Here is a 16,570-nt window from a genome sequence, read left to right as displayed (position 1 = left end):
CTTGCTCTACGCTTTGTAACCAAGCGATACGATGCACCAATACTCGCGTTTTACCACTGCCAGCACCTGCCAGAATAAGTAGGTTTTCTAAAGGTGCTGCGACCGCCTCACGTTGTTTGTCGTTTAGGCCATCGAGTAAAAGCGAAGGATCTATCATTGGATATGCTCACTACTGGGTATTTATACATAAAAGTTGATTATAACCTAAACACTAGGCTGCGTTTAGGATAATAAGAAGAAAAAATATTCAAAAATTAACATCATAAAATCATCAACTTAAAAGGTAACTCATCATTAACATTGATATTTCTTATAATGTCGTGAAATTATTTCCTGGTTCTTCCTATCCTTTTTAGTAAGCAAGTTAACAATCCATTAACCTGCGATATAAAATACTATTAAGTCCTAGAGGGAATGACTATGAAAAATTCTAATCTTGCTGTTACAGCTGCAATCACAAGTGTACTAGCGTTCGGCGGTGCAGTTCTTACATCAGCACCTGCTGAAGCAGCGGCAAAAGAAAAATGCTACGGTGTGGCAAAAGCTGGCCAAAATGATTGTGCAACCAAAACAAGTTCATGTGCGGGTACAGCAAAAGAAGACAACCAATCCGATGCATTCGTAGTCGTACCTAAAGGGCTGTGTGGCAAATTATCAGGTGGTAACACTCAATCATCATAATTGAGCTGCTTAGTATGGTGAGCTGACACTCAGCTCACCTCCACTTCTTGTTAGGAGAATCGTTGTGACTCAAACTCTTCACCCCAACGCAGGGGTTGGCCTTAGAACACCGCACTTGGACTTCTTTAGCCAAAATCCAACCTTAGTAAGTTGGTTAGAGGTTCACAGCGAGAACTACTTCTTAGCTCAATCACCGCAACGCCAACAACTCAGAGAAATTCGTAACGCACACAACATCAGTTGTCACGGTGTTGGGTTGTCACTAGGTTCTGTTGAGCGCATCAACCAACATCATCTTATGCTATTAAAAGAGCTCATTGATGATATCGAACCCTTCTTGGTTTCTGATCATCTCAGTTGGAGTCAGACCGGCGGTCATTACTTCAATGACTTATTACCGCTGCCTTATACCGAAGAGGCGTTAGAAGTCTTCTGCCGCAATGTCATCGAGGTTCAAGACGGCCTGCAACGCCCTATTCTGATTGAAAATCCATCGAGCTACCTTGCCTTCAAACATTCAACCATCCCAGAGTGGGAATTTTTAGCCGAGGTACAAAAGCGTACCGAGTGTCGCCTACTGCTCGATTTCAATAATATTTTTGTCTCATCTTTTAATCACGGTTTCAGCTGTGAAGAGTATCTCAATGGAATACCAGCAGACAAAGTTGAAGAGATTCACTTGGCAGGTTTTACCAAAAAGAAACTCGAACAAGGTGAGATCTGGATAGACACCCACAGCAAGCCTGTCTGTGACGAAGTATGGCAACTCTACACGCAATGGATAGAACAACATGGTTCGCGCCATACCTTGATAGAGTGGGATTTAGATATCCCAGAGCCACCAATTTTATTGGCTGAAGCGGCCAAAGCCAGTGATATTTTGTATCAACACGACAAGTTTAACCAAAGGAGTCGCGCATCATGAGCCACTCTTTAGCTAATGTGCAATCGGAGTTTGCTAACGCCCTACGCTATCAAAACAATGGTGAGCACTGCGACATAGTGAGCGACCACTTTACCGATGAACAGCGCATACAGATCTACCGAAATAACTTTGTGATTAGCTTGAGCGAAGTACTGGCAGCAACCTACCCACTCACTGAAATGCTGGTTGGTGAAGAGTGCTTCCAACAAATGGCTCGTCAACATGTCTTAAGTTATCCATCAACCTCTGGTGATGTCAGTAGTTACGGTGAACACTTTGAACAAACTATCCAAGCCTTTCCTGCGGTTATCGAGGCTGCACCTTATCTCGGTGAAGTGGCTTTGTATGAATGGCAAAAAGATAGCTTGGTGAGATGCGTTTCAGAATCACATGTCGACCAACGTCCTCTTTCTCGTTTAGCTGATGTACCACAAGAACAACAAGGCGCTTTAGTCTTTCATCTCAAAGATTCAATAACGCTAGTTAATTCTAGCTATACGATTATCGCGCTTGAGCAGGCTATCTACCAGCAACAACTCGATGGGTTAGACATCAACCAACCTGAATTTGGGGTGTTAATCCGAGCGGAGAATTCACAGGTTGAGAGCCATCGTTTGACGCAAGAAAGCCACCAACTATTAACTGAATTGCAATCGGGTCAAACGCTCTCAGCGATAGACCCTTTACTACTACAACATCTGAATACTGTCATGGCACTTAACGTCATCTCAGGCTTTTCAATCAATGCCGAATTGGAGACATAATATGGATAACAACACAGTCACGAACATGATGGCTCAATACGACAGTTTGATTGAGAAATCACAGGCACTTTTTGTTCCCGTACTACTTCTGTTTTGTCGCCTATGGGTGGCATGGGTCTTCTTTAATTCAGGACTCACCAAAATAGCCACTTGGGATAGCACCCTTTACTTGTTTGAATTGGAATACCAAGTGCCTCTTTTGCCTTGGGAATTGGCCGCTTACATGGGTACCGCAGCTGAATTGATTCTGCCGGTATTCTTAGCGCTTGGCTTGTTAACCCGACCAATGGCTGCAGTGCTGTTCGTTTTCAATATCATGGCCGTCGTGTCATACCCTGTATTGTGGGCACAAGGCTTCTATGATCATCAGCTTTGGGGATTAATGATTCTTATCGTCGTGGTATGGGGAGCTGGACCATTTTCACTTGATAGAATCTTAAAAGCGCAATTCAAAAGCTAAACCTCTTTTCCATGGTCTCTAAATTTACATAGGTCCAAAACGCAAAAAACCACTCAATTGAGTGGTTTCTTTTTATCTGGAATAAACTACTTGTTTAGAAAAGCTTGTAGCTCTTCAGCAGAGATACCTTGCTCGGCTAGCTCTTTTGCTAGTAGCTGAACTTGTTCACCTTTACGAGATTCAACCACGCGTTGAAATTGGTAAATGATATCTCGCAAAGTATCAATTGGAACTTGTTTTGCCGCACTGCGAATACGCTCTTCACTTTGGTTTCCTAGCTCTTTAAGCAATTTACCAAACATGACCTTTTCAGGTGCATCTTCCATTTGTTCTAAGATGCGCGCCATTTCGTAGGTTGTTAATGACATTACAGTATTTTCCGTTGGGGACTAACGTTTCAATGAGTGACAAATATACCATGTTTTAACGTTTCGCAAACCGCCATTTGTATATTTTGTCACCCTTGAGACTTATGCCTTAGCAAACGTCGTGTGCCACGACTTACCCGCTTTGCTCGCAAGCACTAACAATGCAGGAACAATAAGGAACATTTGCAGAGCAATCATCACTTGAGACGTTAAATCAAGACGTTGCATCGTACCAACAAGCAGTCCAGAACCGCTCATTTGGAACAAGCCAAGCAACGCAGCTGCGGTACCCGCACGGTCACCAAAAGGTTCAAGTGCCTTACCGGCTGCGGCACCAAGAATCCAAGCGAAGCCAACTGAAGATAGGAAAATCGGCAGCATGAATGCGATCGCGCTAGCATGCTCAGCAAGCACCAACATAACCACACCCGCTAAGCCAAGCGTTGAAATACCGACAACCAATGCTTTGTAGGTGCCAAAACGGTCCATGAACTTCGGTGCCGTGAATGCAGCCGTGATGTTGATAACCGCGTTAATACCAAACCAGAAGGTAAATTCGTTCATCGTCAAACCTAGGTTTTCCATCAGCACAACAGGTGCAGAGGTAACGTAAGCAAGGATTACTGCCATCGCCATTAAGCACAATGTCGCGTGGAAGATGAACGATGGTGTTTTCAATACCGACCAGTAACGCTCAAGTTTGAACACTGCGACCTTTTCTGTCGCCGGATTAGACTCTTTCATTTGGAAAAACAGAATGGTGCCAACCACGACAGCGAACACAGCCATAAAGCTAAAGTTCGAGCGCCAGCCAAACTGTTGCGTTAACCAAGCACCCAGAATCGGTGCTAGTGCAGGAATAAAGCAAATTGCACCATTGAGGTAACTGATCATACGGCCACTTTTCTCCGGGCCAAATAGATCGCGAACCGTCGCAAAGGCTGCTACAGAAGTCGCACAAGCTCCTAAGCCTTGTAGCAGCCGAGCTATTAGCATCATATCAATCGATTGAGCTGCCCACGCCAAGCAAGCACTCAATGCATAGATACTAACACCTCCCAATGCAACGGTTCGACGTCCTAACTTATCAGCCAAAGGGCCTGCAAATAATTGCCCGACACCCATGGCGAATAAAAACCAAGTAATCGTATCTTGTGCTAGTGCGTGTTCCACGTGAAACGCTGTTGAAATTTGTGGCAGAGCTGGAAGATAAATATCTATAGCCAAAGGGCTAAATAGAACCAGCATTGCCAATAAAGCAACCTGCAGTTTACTAGGGGTTGGAAGCGCGTTAGAAGGCACAAGATTCTCCGAATGAGTTAATTTAGGTGCATAATAACCAACTAAAGATATGAACAAAAATGGCATATACTCATTAGCATTATTCCAAATAGGAAACTCACATGAATATCGAGAAACTATCACGCCTCGACCTCAATCTATTGGTTTGCTTGCAGGTGCTGATGGAAGAGCTGAGTGTCACTCGCACCGCACACCGATTATGCTTGAGCCAATCAGCGGTGAGTAAGTCGCTAGCCAAGCTTCGTGAACAATTTAATGACCCCCTTTTTACGCGAAGTGCTCATGGCCTACGACCAACACCGAAAGCTGTGTTCCTCAAGCCTCGGTTAGAAACGTTGATCAACCAACTTGATGTTCTCACTCAGCCTGAGACATTCATTCCCAACAACAGTGACCATAGCTTTCACATTGCTGCCGTTGAAAGTGTGTACCCACTGATTCTTCCTCATTTCTTACCGGCGATATTTCGACAAGCACCTAAGGTTAATATCAACACCCATGCGTGGACCGAACAAACCTTTAAGAAGCTACAGCTTGGTGAGTTAGATATCGGACTCACAGGCAAAGACATCGACATCAACGACGCGCGCTTAACCATGCTGCCGCCAGACGACATCTGCGAACAAGAGATCTACCGTGATGCACAGATGTGTGTATTAAGGCGTAACCACCCTGCTCTAAGTGGTAAATGGGATTTGGGAACCTACCTTACGCAGCGTCATGTACAAGTAAGATGTGATGGGAACGATCGATGGCTGCTCGACTACAAACTGGCTGATCTTGGTCATCAGCGAGATATCGCTATTTCTGTTCCAGACTTCAATAGTGCAGCAAGCTTGTGTACCTATACCGACTTTGTGTTTACCGCACCAAGCCACTTTACTTACCTCGTCGCTAAACAACTCGACTTAGTGGTTGTGCCTTTACCAATGGAATTTCCTCCGATGGCATACACTCTGTTTTGGCACCGTGACAGAGAAAATGACCCAGCATTAACTTGGCTACGAGATATCATCAAAGAAAAAACTCTGCACCTTAGATAAAAATGGCGTACAGCGTTTGCAGCAAACGAACAAAAGCGCTAGCTTATTGACCTAATAAGTCCCCTCGCATGTATATCGACTGTGGGTGTTAACAAGGACCCTAACAATAAGGATAAACACAGATGCACAATATCACTGCTGAACGCGTTGCTGCGGTTCGAGCTTGGCTTGAAACAAACAACCTAGATGCCGTTATCATTCCACACGAAGACGAATATCTAGGTGAATACGTTCCCGCTCATAACGAGCGACTTCACTGGTTAACAGGTTTCACTGGCTCTGCAGGTGCCGCTGTTATCACTCGTGAAACTGCTGCTATTTTTGTTGATGGTCGCTACACCGTTCAGGTTCGTAAGCAAGTACCAGCAGAGTTATTTGAGTATCGCCACCTTATTGAAGAACCGGCTTTAGATTGGATCATCAATTCATTGCCACAAGGTAGTAAGGTTGCATTCGACCCACGCATGCACACAGCAGCTTGGTTGAAAGGCGCACAAGCAAAGCTGACTGATAAAGTCGAACTAACGACATTAACAGCAAACCCGATTGATGAGCTTTGGTCTGATCGCCCTGAGCCTGTCGTGTCTGATGTTCGCCTAATGGCAACAGACGCAGTTGGCCAATCAAGTGACAGCAAACGCGCAGAGATTGCTGTCTTACTAAAAGCCAAAGGTGCGGACGCCGCTATCCTTACCGAGCTTGACTCAATATGTTGGTTGCTTAACATTCGTGGCTTGGACGTATCTCGCCTACCTGTTGTGTTATCCAACGCGATCATTCACGCCGATGAAAGCGTCGATTTCTTCCTAGACCCAGCACGCATCCCGGCTGGCTTTGAAGCTCACGTTGGTAATGGTATTCGCGTTTCTCACCCATCAGAGCTTGAAGCGCGCCTTCAATCTTTAGAAAGCAAAAATGTATCTGTCGATTCAGGCACAAGTAATGCTTGGTATACGCTTGTTCTTCAAAACGCTGGCGCTCATCTCATTGAAGCAGCAGACCCATGTCTAATGCCAAAAGCCGCTAAAAACGATACTGAAATTGCCGGCATGAAGGCGTGTCACATTCGTGATGGTGTTGCGATGGCGAAATTCCTATCTTGGATTGACGTAGAAGTCGCGCAAGGTAACCTACACAACGAAGCGGTATTGGCTGACAAAGTACAATCATTCCGAGAACAAGACCCAACACTGATGGACCTAAGTTTTGACACGATTTCAGCTGCAGGCGGTAACGCAGCAATGTGTCACTACAACCACGAGAATCAACCTGAACCAGGCCAGTTAGAGATGAATACTCTGTACCTAGTCGATTCAGGCGGTCAGTACCTAGACGGCACAACCGACATCACTCGTACTATCGCGATTGGCCAACCAAGCGACGAAATGATCCAGCAGTTCACGCTAGCACTTAAAGGTCATATCGGCATTGCACGTGCACGTTTCCCTCAGGGAACTCGTGGTTTCCAACTGGATATCCTAGCGCGTCAGCACTTATGGGCAGAAGGCTTCGATTACGACCACGGTACTGGTCACGGTGTTGGTCATTTCCTAAGTGTTCATGAAGGACCGCAAAGCATCTCTAAGAAGCTGATCGACGTACCTCTTGTTGAAGGTATGGTGTTATCAAACGAGCCGGGTTACTACCGTGCTGATGAATTTGGTATCCGTATCGAGAACCTAGAACTGGTTGTTGAACTTCCAACTCAAGGTGACTTCGCAGTATTGACGTTTGAATCGCTAACTCGTTGTCCTATCGATAAGCGCAACATCAATGTTGATTTGCTAACACGACCTGAACTGGCGTGGCTGAACGACTACCATCAGAAAGTATGGAACGATGTTAGCCCATTAGTTGAAGGTGATACGCTGGAATGGCTACGCCAATCAACAACACCACTTGCTAACGCTTAATGCCTTGCTCGACAGATAACTGAACCAAAACGAGCTTGCTAGGTTAATAAGTTAAATAGCAAATAGAAAAACGGCTACCCAAAGGTAGCCGTTTTTATTTGCCTGTATCATTACATCGATGTTTCACGTGGAACATCAACCAATATGTTGATTAACCAGAATAGGCATTGTGCCAGTCTCGCCACACTGGATCGAAACCTCGCTGTCGGATCATTGACTCAACATCAGCAGCACTTCTCTCGTCGCTTATCTCAAATTGTTCGAGCTCTTCTTCACCCGAAGCATAACCACCAGGCTGGGTTTTAGAAGCCGCCGACATACTTGTGATTCCTAATGGCAACACATTGTCACGAAAGGTTGCCGATTCGCGAGTAGAAAGGGATAACTCGACCTCAGGATTCAAGAGTCGATATGCGCAGATAAGCTGAACCAGCTGTTTATCGTTCATGATTGATTTAGGCTGTAATCCACCACCAGAGTCCCCACCCTCACACGGACGAAGACGTGGGAATGAAATTGAGTAACGTGTTTGCCAATAAGTACGCTCTAAGTAATCTAAGTGAGCAGCAACAAAAAAGCAGTCGGTTCGCCAATCTTCCAAACCAATCAAGGCACCAATACCTATCTTATCGATCCCCGCTTTTGCCAAGCGATCTGGGGTTTCAAGACGGTATTCAAAATCCATTTTATTGCCACGTAGATGATGCTCAGCGTAAGTTCTTGGCTGATAAGTCTCTTGGTAAACCATAACAGCATCTAGGCCGAGAGTTTTAAGCTCTGCGTAATCATGTTGATCAAGCGGCTGCACTTCCATCGCAAGGTAGTTGAATTGCTTTTTGATATTCGGCAACACCTGTCGAAAGTAATTCATCCCGACCTTAGTTTCATGTTCACCGGTGACCAACAAAACGCTATCGAACTTCATCTTTTTGATAGCCGCACTTTCGGCATTAATTTCATCCAAAGTAAGCGTGCGACGTTTGATACGGTTCTCCATTGAGAAGCCACAATACGTGCACGCATTAGCGCATAGATTCGAGAGGTACAAAGGAATGTAAAGCGACACTGTATTGCCAAATCGCTTACGAGTTAGCGCCAACGACTGTTGTGCCATCTGCTCTAAGTAAGGTTCTGCCGCCGGAGAGATCAGCGCCTTAAAGTCTTCTAAGTCACGTTTGGGTTTACTCAGAGCGCGTTCAACATCCGCTGCCGTTTTACTGAAGATAGACATACCAATGTCATCCCAGTTGAGTTGTTTAAATCGATCAACAAACGTCATAGCACTACTACTCGTCTAGGAATGAAGTTAACGGGCTTGAAGCAACTGCATGAGATACTTTTCCTGCAAGTCCAGCAAGGTAAGCCATACGCCCAGCTTCGACTGCCAGTTTAAAAGCAATCGCCATATCAACTGGCTGTTGAGAAGCCGCAATCGCCGTATTCACTAACACTGCGTCTGCGCCCATTTCCATTGCGCGAGCAGCATGTGATGGTGCGCCTATGCCTGCATCTACTATCACAGGGACATTCGCTTGGTCGATAATGATCTCTAAAAAGTCTGCCGAAGCGATACCCTTATTTGAACCAATCGGCGCACCTAGCGGCATAACCGCAGCGCAACCCACCTCTTCCAAGCGTTTACACAATACTGGATCGGCATGACAGTAAGGCAATACAACAAAACCATCTTTAACCAGTTGCTCAGCAGCTTTAAGCGTCTCAATTGGGTCTGGCATCAAGTACTTTGGATCTGGGTGAATTTCCAGTTTAAGCCAGTTTGTGCCTAGCGCTTCACGAGCCAAATGCGCAGCAAAGACGGCATCTTTTGCATTCTTCGCCCCAGAGGTATTCGGTAGCAAGTTCACGCCAGCATCAATGATTGGTTGTAAAATGTCGTCTTGCTCAGAGCGAATATCGACTCTCTTCAACGCCATGGTTGCCAGTTGCGAACCTGAAGCTTCAATAGCACTCGCCATCAAATGCTTGTTTGCGAACTTCCCGGTTCCAGTGAAGAGTCGTGATTGAAACGTTTTATCAGCGATAGTTAACATGGTTAGCCTCCTGCAATGGCTTGGAAAAGAGAAATAGCATCGCCTTCATTGACGACAGTTTGTTGCCACTGGCTGCGCGGGACAACCGCATTATTGATTGCAAATACACAACCTAGATCAGGTAATGATAGAGCTTGGATAATGTCCGCTAGAGACGACAAGTGCGCGACCTGTTCTGGTTGCTCGTTTATCGAGATCGTTATATGACTCATTGGATTTCTTCTTCTAAATGCTTAACAGCAGACGAACTGCACACGGAACATTCACTATCTTGAGTGACCATTAAGTTTTGCCAATTCATCGTTTGGCCATCGAACAGTTTGAGCTGGTGTGTTGCTACCTGAAACTCACCACAAGTTAAACGTTGAATAGCAGCCAAAGCTTGAAGGTTACCTATGGTGCCAACAACCGGGCCTATGATGCCGCTATCACTACAACGAGTCGTTTGTGGATGATGACTGAACGGGAACAAACAGTGATAGCACCCTTTCTGATTCTGATAATCAAAGACAATAAACTGGCCTTTCCAACCGATTGCAGATCCAGAAATCAAAGGTGTATTGCTGCCGAAACACGCTTGGTTAACCTGCTGGCGTGACTCAAAGTTATCAGTGCAATCCAACACCAAATCAGCGAGCATCACTTCAAGTTCAAGCTGACTGTCACTCATTCGCTGATTGATGGTTCTGACTTGGCTTCGACCATTAAGCTCACTCAGTTGTTGCTTCAGAACTTCGACCTTAGGCGAACCTAACTGGCTTTCCCTGAACGCAATTTGTCGTTGCAGGTTGGACGAATCCACACAGTCATCATCCACCAACACGATCTTTCCGACACCAGAAGCCGCAAGATAAAGAGCGGCAGCATTACCTAAGCCACCACAACCAATCACTAGCACATGGCTGTTTAATAGGTTTCGTTGCCCTTGCTCACCGACTTCAGGTAACGCAATTTGTCGTTGATAACGAATAAACTCAAAATCACTCAGCATAGCTAGGCTCCTGCATAACCTCTTCTTTGAGAGCTGGAGGTTTAGGTGCCATCAGTTTTTCGAAAAATTCGATCACCTTTTTGGGGTCTTCCGCTAATGTAATCGCACGAACAACCGCCAAACTCGACACCCCACACTCCCACACCTGCTCAGCTGTCGATTGGTCAATACCGCCAATAGCAACCGTTGGATAACCAGTGAGTTGTTCTGTGTATGGGATAGTATCAATCAGCTGTTGATACAGAGATAAACGAACCAATCCCTGAGGCTTTGATGGCATCTGTTTAGTTGTTGTTGGGAAGATGTGGCCTAGCGCAATATAGCTTGGGTTAATCTGAACAATGCGTAGCAACTCGTAATAGCCATGAGTCGATAACCCAATCTTTATACCCGCAAAGCTCAACTGTGAGAGGTTTGATTCTTCAATATCCTCTTGCCCTAAATGAACACCAAAAGCGTCATGCTTGAGTGCAAGCTGCCAGTAATCATTGATAAAAACTTGAGCGTTATACTCACGACCAAGATCGATAGATCGTGCGACTTGTTGTTCTAAATCCGCTTGCTGTGGATTCTTAATACGTAGTTGGACAGTGTTGATTCCAAGCTTGAGCAATCTTTCGATCCACTCAACATCATCAACTACTGGGTATAAACCGAGGCTACTCTTACTCAACTCAGGAAAAGAAAGTGATGTCCCTTGGTTAGCCCAACCTACGCTTATGTCCAATCGTTGATCTTCAAGAACAGGGATAGGAAAGTTTTGGTAATGTGCAGGCCATGTTCCACGTGAAACATTGGACGCTGCGCGAGCTAAAACAAGTGCGTCTTCTAATGGGAACTCCAACGCCAACAAAGTAAGTAACCAGGCAAAATGGCCGTGATTATCTAACTCCTGATGAGCTGTAGTGTCATTCTTGATGACACGATTAGCATCTAGGTGTGACCAGATATCCAGTACAGCTGAATCATCTGAGACACCGATATAGATGGTATTCGGAGTTTCTGTAAAGGCATCACAAACGTCAGTTAACGCGACTGAATTACTGTAATCAACAACATGGTTCAGTTCCGCTAACTTACACTCTGCCAATGAATCAACATCATGAGCGAAGCCAATAGATAACGCCTGCTGAGAATCAACGATAGAGAAGTATTGAGTTGGGCTTACACCCAACTCAACCGCATCAGTTGCCAAGCCTTGTCGCTTAGCAACCAATAGACAGTTCTGCACCTCTCCCGTTAACTCAATATTTTGAGATGGGATGAGTATCTTCACTGTCATTATTCCTCTAATTGAGCTTCTTTTGCGGCTACTGCAGGATGATAAAGTTCAGAGCCAGTATCACGGAACTCTTGTGATTTTTGACGCATCCCTTCCAACGGGTTATCTAGCATCTTAATCTCGATAGCCTGATCCGCGGCTACTTGTTCTGTATCTTTCGCATACTCTCGAACTTCTTGAGAAATCTTCATCGAGCAGAATTTAGGTCCACACATTGAGCAGAAGTGAGCAACCTTACCGGATTCTTGTGGCAGAGTTTCATCATGGAAAGAACGGGCTGTTTCAGGGTCTAAAGCTAGATTAAATTGGTCTTCCCAACGGAATTCAAAACGTGCTTTAGATAATGCATTATCTCGGATTTGTGCGCCTGGGTGCCCTTTCGCAAGGTCAGCAGCGTGTGCAGCAAGCTTGTATGTAATCAGGCCAGTCTTCACATCTTCCTTATTTGGTAAGCCGAGATGCTCTTTAGGGGTGACATAACAGAGCATCGCACAGCCGTACCAACCAATCATGGCGGCGCCAATTCCAGAGGTAATATGGTCATAACCAGGGGCAATATCTGTCGTCAATGGGCCTAAAGTATAGAAAGGCGCTTCATGGCAGTGCTCTAACTGCTCGTCCATATTCTCTTTAATCAGGTGCATTGGTACATGTCCAGGGCCTTCAATGATCACCTGAACGTCATATTCCCAAGCCACTTTAGTCAACTCACCTAGAGTACGTAACTCCGAGAATTGAGCCTCATCATTAGCATCTGCAATTGAGCCCGGGCGTAAACCGTCACCTAATGACAGAGCAACATCGTATTTCGCACAGATCTCACAGATCTCACGGAAGTGGGTATAAAGGAAACTTTCTTGGTGATGAGCAAGACACCATTTCGCGATGATGGAACCGCCACGAGAGACAATACCAGTCACACGCTTAGCGGTCATTGGTACGTAACGAAGCAGTAAGCCTGCGTGGATAGTGAAGTAATCAACACCCTGCTCGGCTTGTTCAATCAAGGTATCACGCATTACTTCCCAGTTAAGGTCTTCCGCAACGCCATTCACTTTTTCAAGCGCCTGATACATAGGAACCGTACCAATTGGTACTGGGCTATTACGTAGGATCCATTCGCGAGTCTCGTGGATATTACGGCCGGTGGAAAGGTCCATCACGGTATCGCCACCCCAGCGAGTCGACCATACTAGCTTCTCAACTTCTTCTTCAATCGAAGAGCTTACTGAAGAGTTACCGATATTAGCGTTCACCTTCACCAAGAAGTTTCGACCAATAATCATCGGTTCTGATTCTGGGTGGTTAATGTTTGAAGGGATAATAGCTCGACCTTCAGCAACCTCTTTACGCACGAACTCAGGGGTGATCTCTTTCGGTAGGTTTGCGCCAAAATTATGGCCAGGGTGTTGATGGTTAAGCTGCTCATCAGCGAACTTCTGACGTCCCATGTTCTCACGTATGGCAATGTACTCCATTTCAGGTGTGATAATACCCTGACGAGCATAGTGCAGCTGAGTAACACATTGGTTGTCTGTCGCGCGACGAATTCTAGGCAGGTTGCCGTAGCGAAGGTCGTCTAGAGTTTCATCTTCTAAACGTTCTTTGGTGTAAACAGAGCTTACGTCGTCTAACAGTTCCGTATCACCACGCTCTTCAATCCATTGCTCTCGCAACTTAGGAAGACCGCTATACAGGTCTATTTGATGTGTAGGGTCTGTGTAAACACCTGAGGTATCGTAAACTTGAATGGGTACATTAGGTTCGAATACAGGCTCTTTTTTGCTACCACCAACAAGGCTATCAGCGAGTGATATTTCTCGGACAGGGACTTGAATGTCCTCCCGAGATCCTTGGATGTAAGCTTTTTTTGAGTTTGGATAGGGTTGTACGGATAAAGAATCAATGAAATTCTTCGCTTCCAGTCTTGCTTGTTTACGAGTCGACATAGCATTTTTCCTTGGCTTTTAGCCGTTATTTATAGGGATAAAAATGCTTGACGGATTAGATGCTACAAGAGGGATCACGGTAAGAAATACAGTTGTGATCTGGAGATAGATCTCTAGAAGGATTCTAGTTAGATATCTACTCTTGTTCCCTTCGCAGGTATTAGCCTGATCAGGTTCAACGGATCCCGAGTTAACGGTCTCAGCCATATGGCACTCCGACAAGTTCGATCGAGTATATAAAAACGGCTTGGATAAACCAAGCCGAGTTGTTAACAAATCGTAAGAAAGTTTTAAGACTTTATCAAAAGTTGGAAGCCGATCCATGCGGCTGAAATACTGAGTACCACGTTGAGTAGCACATTGAGTCCCATCTTAAAGAAAGCGCCCTGCTGCATAAGAAGTACGTTATCCATCGAAAACGTAGAAAATGTAGTCAGTGCTCCTAGGAAACCAAGACCGATAATTTGTCTCCACGGTTCCGTCGCGACCATCTCGTTTTCAAACGCGGCGATGAGCAATCCCATAATCAAAGAACCAATCACGTTAACAGTCAACGTACCGTAAGGAAAACCACGTCCTAACATTACAACGCATAACTCTGAAATCAAGTAACGTGAACAAGCACCAAACGCGCCACCAATGGCAATAAAACCTAAAATAGATAACTGACCCATGAATCCTCCCAAACAATAGTCCCTATATTCTAGCTTTACCGCCGATAAAAGCGAGGGTAGAAACTAAGAATGCATGCGCAAATATTAAACGTTACAGGTGTCACTTAACTTCAATATATCCCATTAAACCCGTTTTCATGTGTTCTATAACATGACAGTGGTACATCCAGCGGCCAGGGTTGTCTGCAACAAATGCAGCTTTAGCTCGCCCGTTTTTTCCAAGTAACACTGTATCGGTATGGAAAGGCTCTTCAACTTTCTTCCCATCAAGTTCCAATACAGTGAATGTATGACCGTGAATATGGATCGGGTGATGGTATTGGGTGACGTTCTTTAGATCGAATATGTAAGTCTTACCTAACTCTAAAGTCGTCAACGGTTCAGGAATATTGTCTTTGCTCATTCCTTCCCATGCTCTTTTATTAGTAAGCCAAAACTTAGGCATCGATTTCCCATCTTTAGAAACTGGTGATACCGCACCTTCCCACTCGAACACAAAATCGATCTCTTCAGCATTAGCAAGATCTAGATTAGGTACAGGGTTAAGAGGCAACAATGGCAATAAACGCCCTTCAGTAAGGGGGGAATCTACTACCTCGAACTCACATAAAGAGAAAGGAAAGCGGCCCTTCATTTGAAGAACATTAACTCGCTCGCCTACTTTGGGCGCTATCAGTCCAATATCCACGCGCATCCCTGGGCCGATTTTATGTTGAGTCAGTTTATATGGCGTCTTTACAGGATTACCATCAATGGCAATCACCCATGCCTCAGCCCCTTCGACAGCAATAGGATAAGTGATCGTATTATCGACATTCGCGATACGCAGTCGAGTCGTTGCGTGCTGCTTTAATTGGTATACAGGTTCATGAACACTATTGACGCTACTCCACTCTCCTGGAGTTCCCATACGAGCACTTAGTCGTGGAATCATTAAGTCTTTCCATTGACCCTGTTTATCGACGTGCCAATGCTTAAGCATCAGTGCATGCTCTTCATCAAACTGCACTGGAATATTCTCTTCTACGATAATAAGACCAACTAAGCCCATACCAAGCTGCTTCACACTATTCATATGTGGGTGATACCAAAATGTGCCAGCATCTGGCGGCGTAAACTCATAAATGAATGTTTCACCTGGCATGATCGGTGGCTGACTTAAGAAGGGAACACCGTCCATTTCGATAGGAATTCTTAAGCCATGCCAATGGATAGTCGTCGGCTCTGATAGCTTATTCGTAAAACGAATTGTGACCTTTTCACCTTGTCGACATCGAATCGTTGGTGCTGGAGTCTGACCATTAAAGCCTAGAATATTAGTCTCAAACCCCGTCACGAGTTCAGCGGTTGAAGGCTCTGCCGTTAAGTCATAAACATACTTTCCTTGTTCATCAACCGCCCGTTTCATAGAGCAAGCAGGCAGTACAGTGAGTGCAGATATAGCGAGAGATGATTGAATAAACTTACGACGGGAGATATCCATATTTGTTGCCTTTTAGTAATAACGACCAAAATGTAACAAAATATTGAGAATAATTCTCATAAAGAAGCGTGGTTTGTGCTGTTGATTGTTTATAAAAGAGGCTGGGATAAGTAAGCACTTACACTTCTATGGTCAAATATCATCCAAGGCAAGAAGTAACAGCTTAAATATCCCACATATAGAAAACCAAAAGACCTTCCTGTTCGACTAGATCTTCGAACTACTACGGAAGCGTGAAGGTTCGAATATCAACATATCCAAATTAGAAGAATTAGGTAAAACCATTATAAGTCGAAGCTAATAAAAAAAGGCTCCAGCATTTCTGCTGGAGCCTTATATATGACAGGGGTGGACTGAGCCAGCACTCCGGAGATTCGACCGGGCTGGCGTTCCAGCTCACGACATTGCTTCGTAGAAGCAACAGATGCAAAAAAGCCTCAGCATTTCTGCTGAGGCTTCGTATATGGCAGGGGTGGAGAGATTCGAACTCCCAACACGCGGATTTGGAATCCGCTGCTCTGCCAATTGGAGCTACACCCCTAAAACTTTTTATTACTTCAGATTCGAAAAAACCTCGCACTAGGCGAGGTTATCGAATAAGTGGCGGAGTGGACGGGACTCGAACCCGCGACCCCCGGCGTGACAGGCCGGTATTCTAACCAACTGAACTACCACTCCGCAGTG

Annotated in this window: 17 protein-coding genes, 2 tRNA genes and 1 riboswitch; of the genes, 6 read left to right on the top strand and 13 right to left on the bottom strand. The window is 45.1% G+C overall.

Annotated elements, in window-relative coordinates; genetic code table 11:
* The coding region (locus tag AB4232_RS11895; RefSeq protein WP_372087176.1) for a UvrD-helicase domain-containing protein at positions 1-157 on the bottom strand (157 nt) is incomplete at its 3' end.
* Positions 158-420: 263 nt separating this feature from the next.
* On the opposite strand from AB4232_RS11895, the gene AB4232_RS11890 reads away from it, so the two are divergent.
* The 4 genes from AB4232_RS11890 to AB4232_RS11875 all read left to right on the top strand — a co-directional run bounded on the left by AB4232_RS11890 (position 421) and on the right by AB4232_RS11875 (position 2,830).
* Positions 421-681 (top strand): DUF2282 domain-containing protein, encoded by a 261-nt coding sequence (locus AB4232_RS11890; RefSeq protein ID WP_004736650.1) that lies wholly within the window; start codon positions 421-423, stop codon positions 679-681.
* A 64-nt stretch (positions 682-745) separates the two neighbouring features.
* Positions 746-1,606, top strand: coding sequence for a DUF692 domain-containing protein (locus AB4232_RS11885; protein ID WP_372087175.1), 861 nt, complete (start codon positions 746-748; stop codon positions 1,604-1,606).
* Positions 1,603-2,370, top strand: a complete 768-nt coding sequence (locus AB4232_RS11880; RefSeq protein WP_372087174.1) for a DNA-binding domain-containing protein — start codon at positions 1,603-1,605, stop codon at positions 2,368-2,370. The genes AB4232_RS11885 and AB4232_RS11880 overlap by 4 nt, the downstream gene beginning before the upstream one ends.
* A 1-nt stretch (position 2,371) precedes the next feature.
* Positions 2,372-2,830, top strand: a complete 459-nt coding sequence (locus tag AB4232_RS11875) for a DoxX family protein (RefSeq protein ID WP_017085662.1) — start codon at positions 2,372-2,374, stop codon at positions 2,828-2,830.
* A gap of 86 nt (positions 2,831-2,916) precedes the next feature.
* Here the strand turns inward: AB4232_RS11875 and AB4232_RS11870 are convergent, their stop codons facing one another.
* Both AB4232_RS11870 and AB4232_RS11865 read right to left on the bottom strand, forming a co-directional pair.
* Positions 2,917-3,198 carry a hypothetical protein gene (locus tag AB4232_RS11870; protein WP_004736654.1) on the bottom strand — a complete coding sequence of 94 codons (282 nt, stop codon included), beginning with the start codon at positions 3,196-3,198 and terminating at the stop codon, positions 2,917-2,919.
* 102 nt (positions 3,199-3,300) lie between these two features.
* Positions 3,301-4,500: a multidrug effflux MFS transporter gene (locus AB4232_RS11865; RefSeq protein ID WP_029222012.1), complete on the bottom strand. Its 1,200-nt coding sequence runs from the start codon at positions 4,498-4,500 to the stop codon at positions 3,301-3,303.
* A 101-nt stretch (positions 4,501-4,601) separates the two neighbouring features.
* Between AB4232_RS11865 and AB4232_RS11860 the strand changes: the two genes are divergently transcribed.
* Entirely contained in the window at positions 4,602-5,543 is a 942-nt protein-coding gene (locus AB4232_RS11860; protein ID WP_372087173.1) for a LysR substrate-binding domain-containing protein, read from the top strand.
* Between the two features lie 122 nt (positions 5,544-5,665).
* A complete protein-coding gene (locus AB4232_RS11855) occupies positions 5,666-7,456 on the top strand; it encodes an aminopeptidase P family protein (RefSeq protein WP_372087172.1) in 1,791 nt (596 codons plus the stop codon).
* Positions 7,457-7,607: 151 nt separating this feature from the next.
* On the opposite strand, the gene thiH is transcribed toward AB4232_RS11855, so the two are convergent.
* From thiH to AB4232_RS11805, 10 genes are all read right to left on the bottom strand, one after another.
* Complete coding sequence (thiH, locus tag AB4232_RS11850) at positions 7,608-8,735, bottom strand: 2-iminoacetate synthase ThiH (protein ID WP_017093281.1); 1,128 nt, start codon at positions 8,733-8,735, stop codon at positions 7,608-7,610.
* 7 nt (positions 8,736-8,742) lie between these two features.
* A complete protein-coding gene (locus AB4232_RS11845; RefSeq protein WP_017069601.1) occupies positions 8,743-9,507 on the bottom strand; it encodes a thiazole synthase in 765 nt (254 codons plus the stop codon).
* Between the two features lie 2 nt (positions 9,508-9,509).
* Complete coding sequence (gene thiS / locus AB4232_RS11840; RefSeq protein WP_017085664.1) at positions 9,510-9,719, bottom strand: sulfur carrier protein ThiS; 210 nt, start codon at positions 9,717-9,719, stop codon at positions 9,510-9,512.
* Positions 9,716-10,498: a ThiF family adenylyltransferase gene (locus tag AB4232_RS11835; protein ID WP_372087171.1), complete on the bottom strand. Its 783-nt coding sequence runs from the start codon at positions 10,496-10,498 to the stop codon at positions 9,716-9,718. Before AB4232_RS11835 ends, thiS begins: the two co-directional genes overlap by 4 nt.
* Positions 10,488-11,780, bottom strand: coding sequence for a thiamine phosphate synthase (locus AB4232_RS11830; RefSeq protein ID WP_054543141.1), 1,293 nt, complete (start codon positions 11,778-11,780; stop codon positions 10,488-10,490). Before AB4232_RS11830 ends, AB4232_RS11835 begins: the two co-directional genes overlap by 11 nt.
* On the bottom strand, positions 11,780-13,729 hold the full coding sequence (gene thiC, locus AB4232_RS11825; protein WP_102495427.1) for a phosphomethylpyrimidine synthase ThiC: 1,950 nt from the start codon (positions 13,727-13,729) through the stop codon (positions 11,780-11,782). The genes AB4232_RS11830 and thiC overlap by 1 nt, the downstream gene beginning before the upstream one ends.
* Positions 13,730-13,858: 129 nt before the next feature.
* Positions 13,859-13,957, bottom strand: a riboswitch (TPP riboswitch).
* Positions 13,958-14,019: 62 nt separating this feature from the next.
* Positions 14,020-14,403, bottom strand: coding sequence for a fluoride efflux transporter CrcB (gene crcB, locus AB4232_RS11820; RefSeq protein WP_004736665.1), 384 nt, complete (start codon positions 14,401-14,403; stop codon positions 14,020-14,022).
* Positions 14,404-14,503: 100 nt separating this feature from the next.
* Positions 14,504-15,886 carry a multicopper oxidase family protein gene (locus tag AB4232_RS11815; protein WP_372087170.1) on the bottom strand — a complete coding sequence of 461 codons (1,383 nt, stop codon included), beginning with the start codon at positions 15,884-15,886 and terminating at the stop codon, positions 14,504-14,506.
* A 464-nt stretch (positions 15,887-16,350) separates the two neighbouring features.
* Positions 16,351-16,427: transfer RNA gene (locus AB4232_RS11810), tRNA-Trp, on the bottom strand.
* 60 nt (positions 16,428-16,487) lie between these two features.
* Positions 16,488-16,564: transfer RNA gene (locus AB4232_RS11805), tRNA-Asp, on the bottom strand.
* Positions 16,565-16,570: the final 6 nt, after the last annotated feature.

This window comes from Vibrio sp. 10N.286.46.A8 (assembly GCF_041470165.1).
In the GTDB taxonomy this organism is placed as follows: domain Bacteria; phylum Pseudomonadota; class Gammaproteobacteria; order Enterobacterales; family Vibrionaceae; genus Vibrio; species Vibrio tasmaniensis_A.
The sequence above is the reverse complement of the archived record's forward strand: the minus strand, read 5'-3'. Positions and strand labels throughout refer to the sequence as shown.

What these genes read in the sequence shown, in the direction of transcription:
- thiS (WP_017085664.1), bottom strand. Translation starts at nt 9,719, where the DNA reads ATGAGTCATATAACGATCTCGATAAACGAGCAACCAGAACAGGTCGCG.
- AB4232_RS11845 (WP_017069601.1), bottom strand. Translation starts at nt 9,507, where the DNA reads ATGTTAACTATCGCTGATAAAACGTTTCAATCACGACTCTTCACTGGA.
- thiC (WP_102495427.1), bottom strand. Translation starts at nt 13,729, where the DNA reads ATGTCGACTCGTAAACAAGCAAGACTGGAAGCGAAGAATTTCATTGAT.
- AB4232_RS11835 (WP_372087171.1), bottom strand. Translation starts at nt 10,498, where the DNA reads ATGCTGAGTGATTTTGAGTTTATTCGTTATCAACGACAAATTGCGTTA.
- AB4232_RS11880 (WP_372087174.1), top strand. Translation starts at nt 1,603, where the DNA reads ATGAGCCACTCTTTAGCTAATGTGCAATCGGAGTTTGCTAACGCCCTA.
- AB4232_RS11870 (WP_004736654.1), bottom strand. Translation starts at nt 3,198, where the DNA reads ATGTCATTAACAACCTACGAAATGGCGCGCATCTTAGAACAAATGGAA.
- AB4232_RS11815 (WP_372087170.1), bottom strand. Translation starts at nt 15,886, where the DNA reads ATGGATATCTCCCGTCGTAAGTTTATTCAATCATCTCTCGCTATATCT.
- AB4232_RS11890 (WP_004736650.1), top strand. Translation starts at nt 421, where the DNA reads ATGAAAAATTCTAATCTTGCTGTTACAGCTGCAATCACAAGTGTACTA.
- AB4232_RS11860 (WP_372087173.1), top strand. Translation starts at nt 4,602, where the DNA reads ATGAATATCGAGAAACTATCACGCCTCGACCTCAATCTATTGGTTTGC.
- thiH (WP_017093281.1), bottom strand. Translation starts at nt 8,735, where the DNA reads ATGACGTTTGTTGATCGATTTAAACAACTCAACTGGGATGACATTGGT.
- AB4232_RS11855 (WP_372087172.1), top strand. Translation starts at nt 5,666, where the DNA reads ATGCACAATATCACTGCTGAACGCGTTGCTGCGGTTCGAGCTTGGCTT.
- AB4232_RS11830 (WP_054543141.1), bottom strand. Translation starts at nt 11,780, where the DNA reads ATGACAGTGAAGATACTCATCCCATCTCAAAATATTGAGTTAACGGGA.
- crcB (WP_004736665.1), bottom strand. Translation starts at nt 14,403, where the DNA reads ATGGGTCAGTTATCTATTTTAGGTTTTATTGCCATTGGTGGCGCGTTT.
- AB4232_RS11875 (WP_017085662.1), top strand. Translation starts at nt 2,372, where the DNA reads ATGGATAACAACACAGTCACGAACATGATGGCTCAATACGACAGTTTG.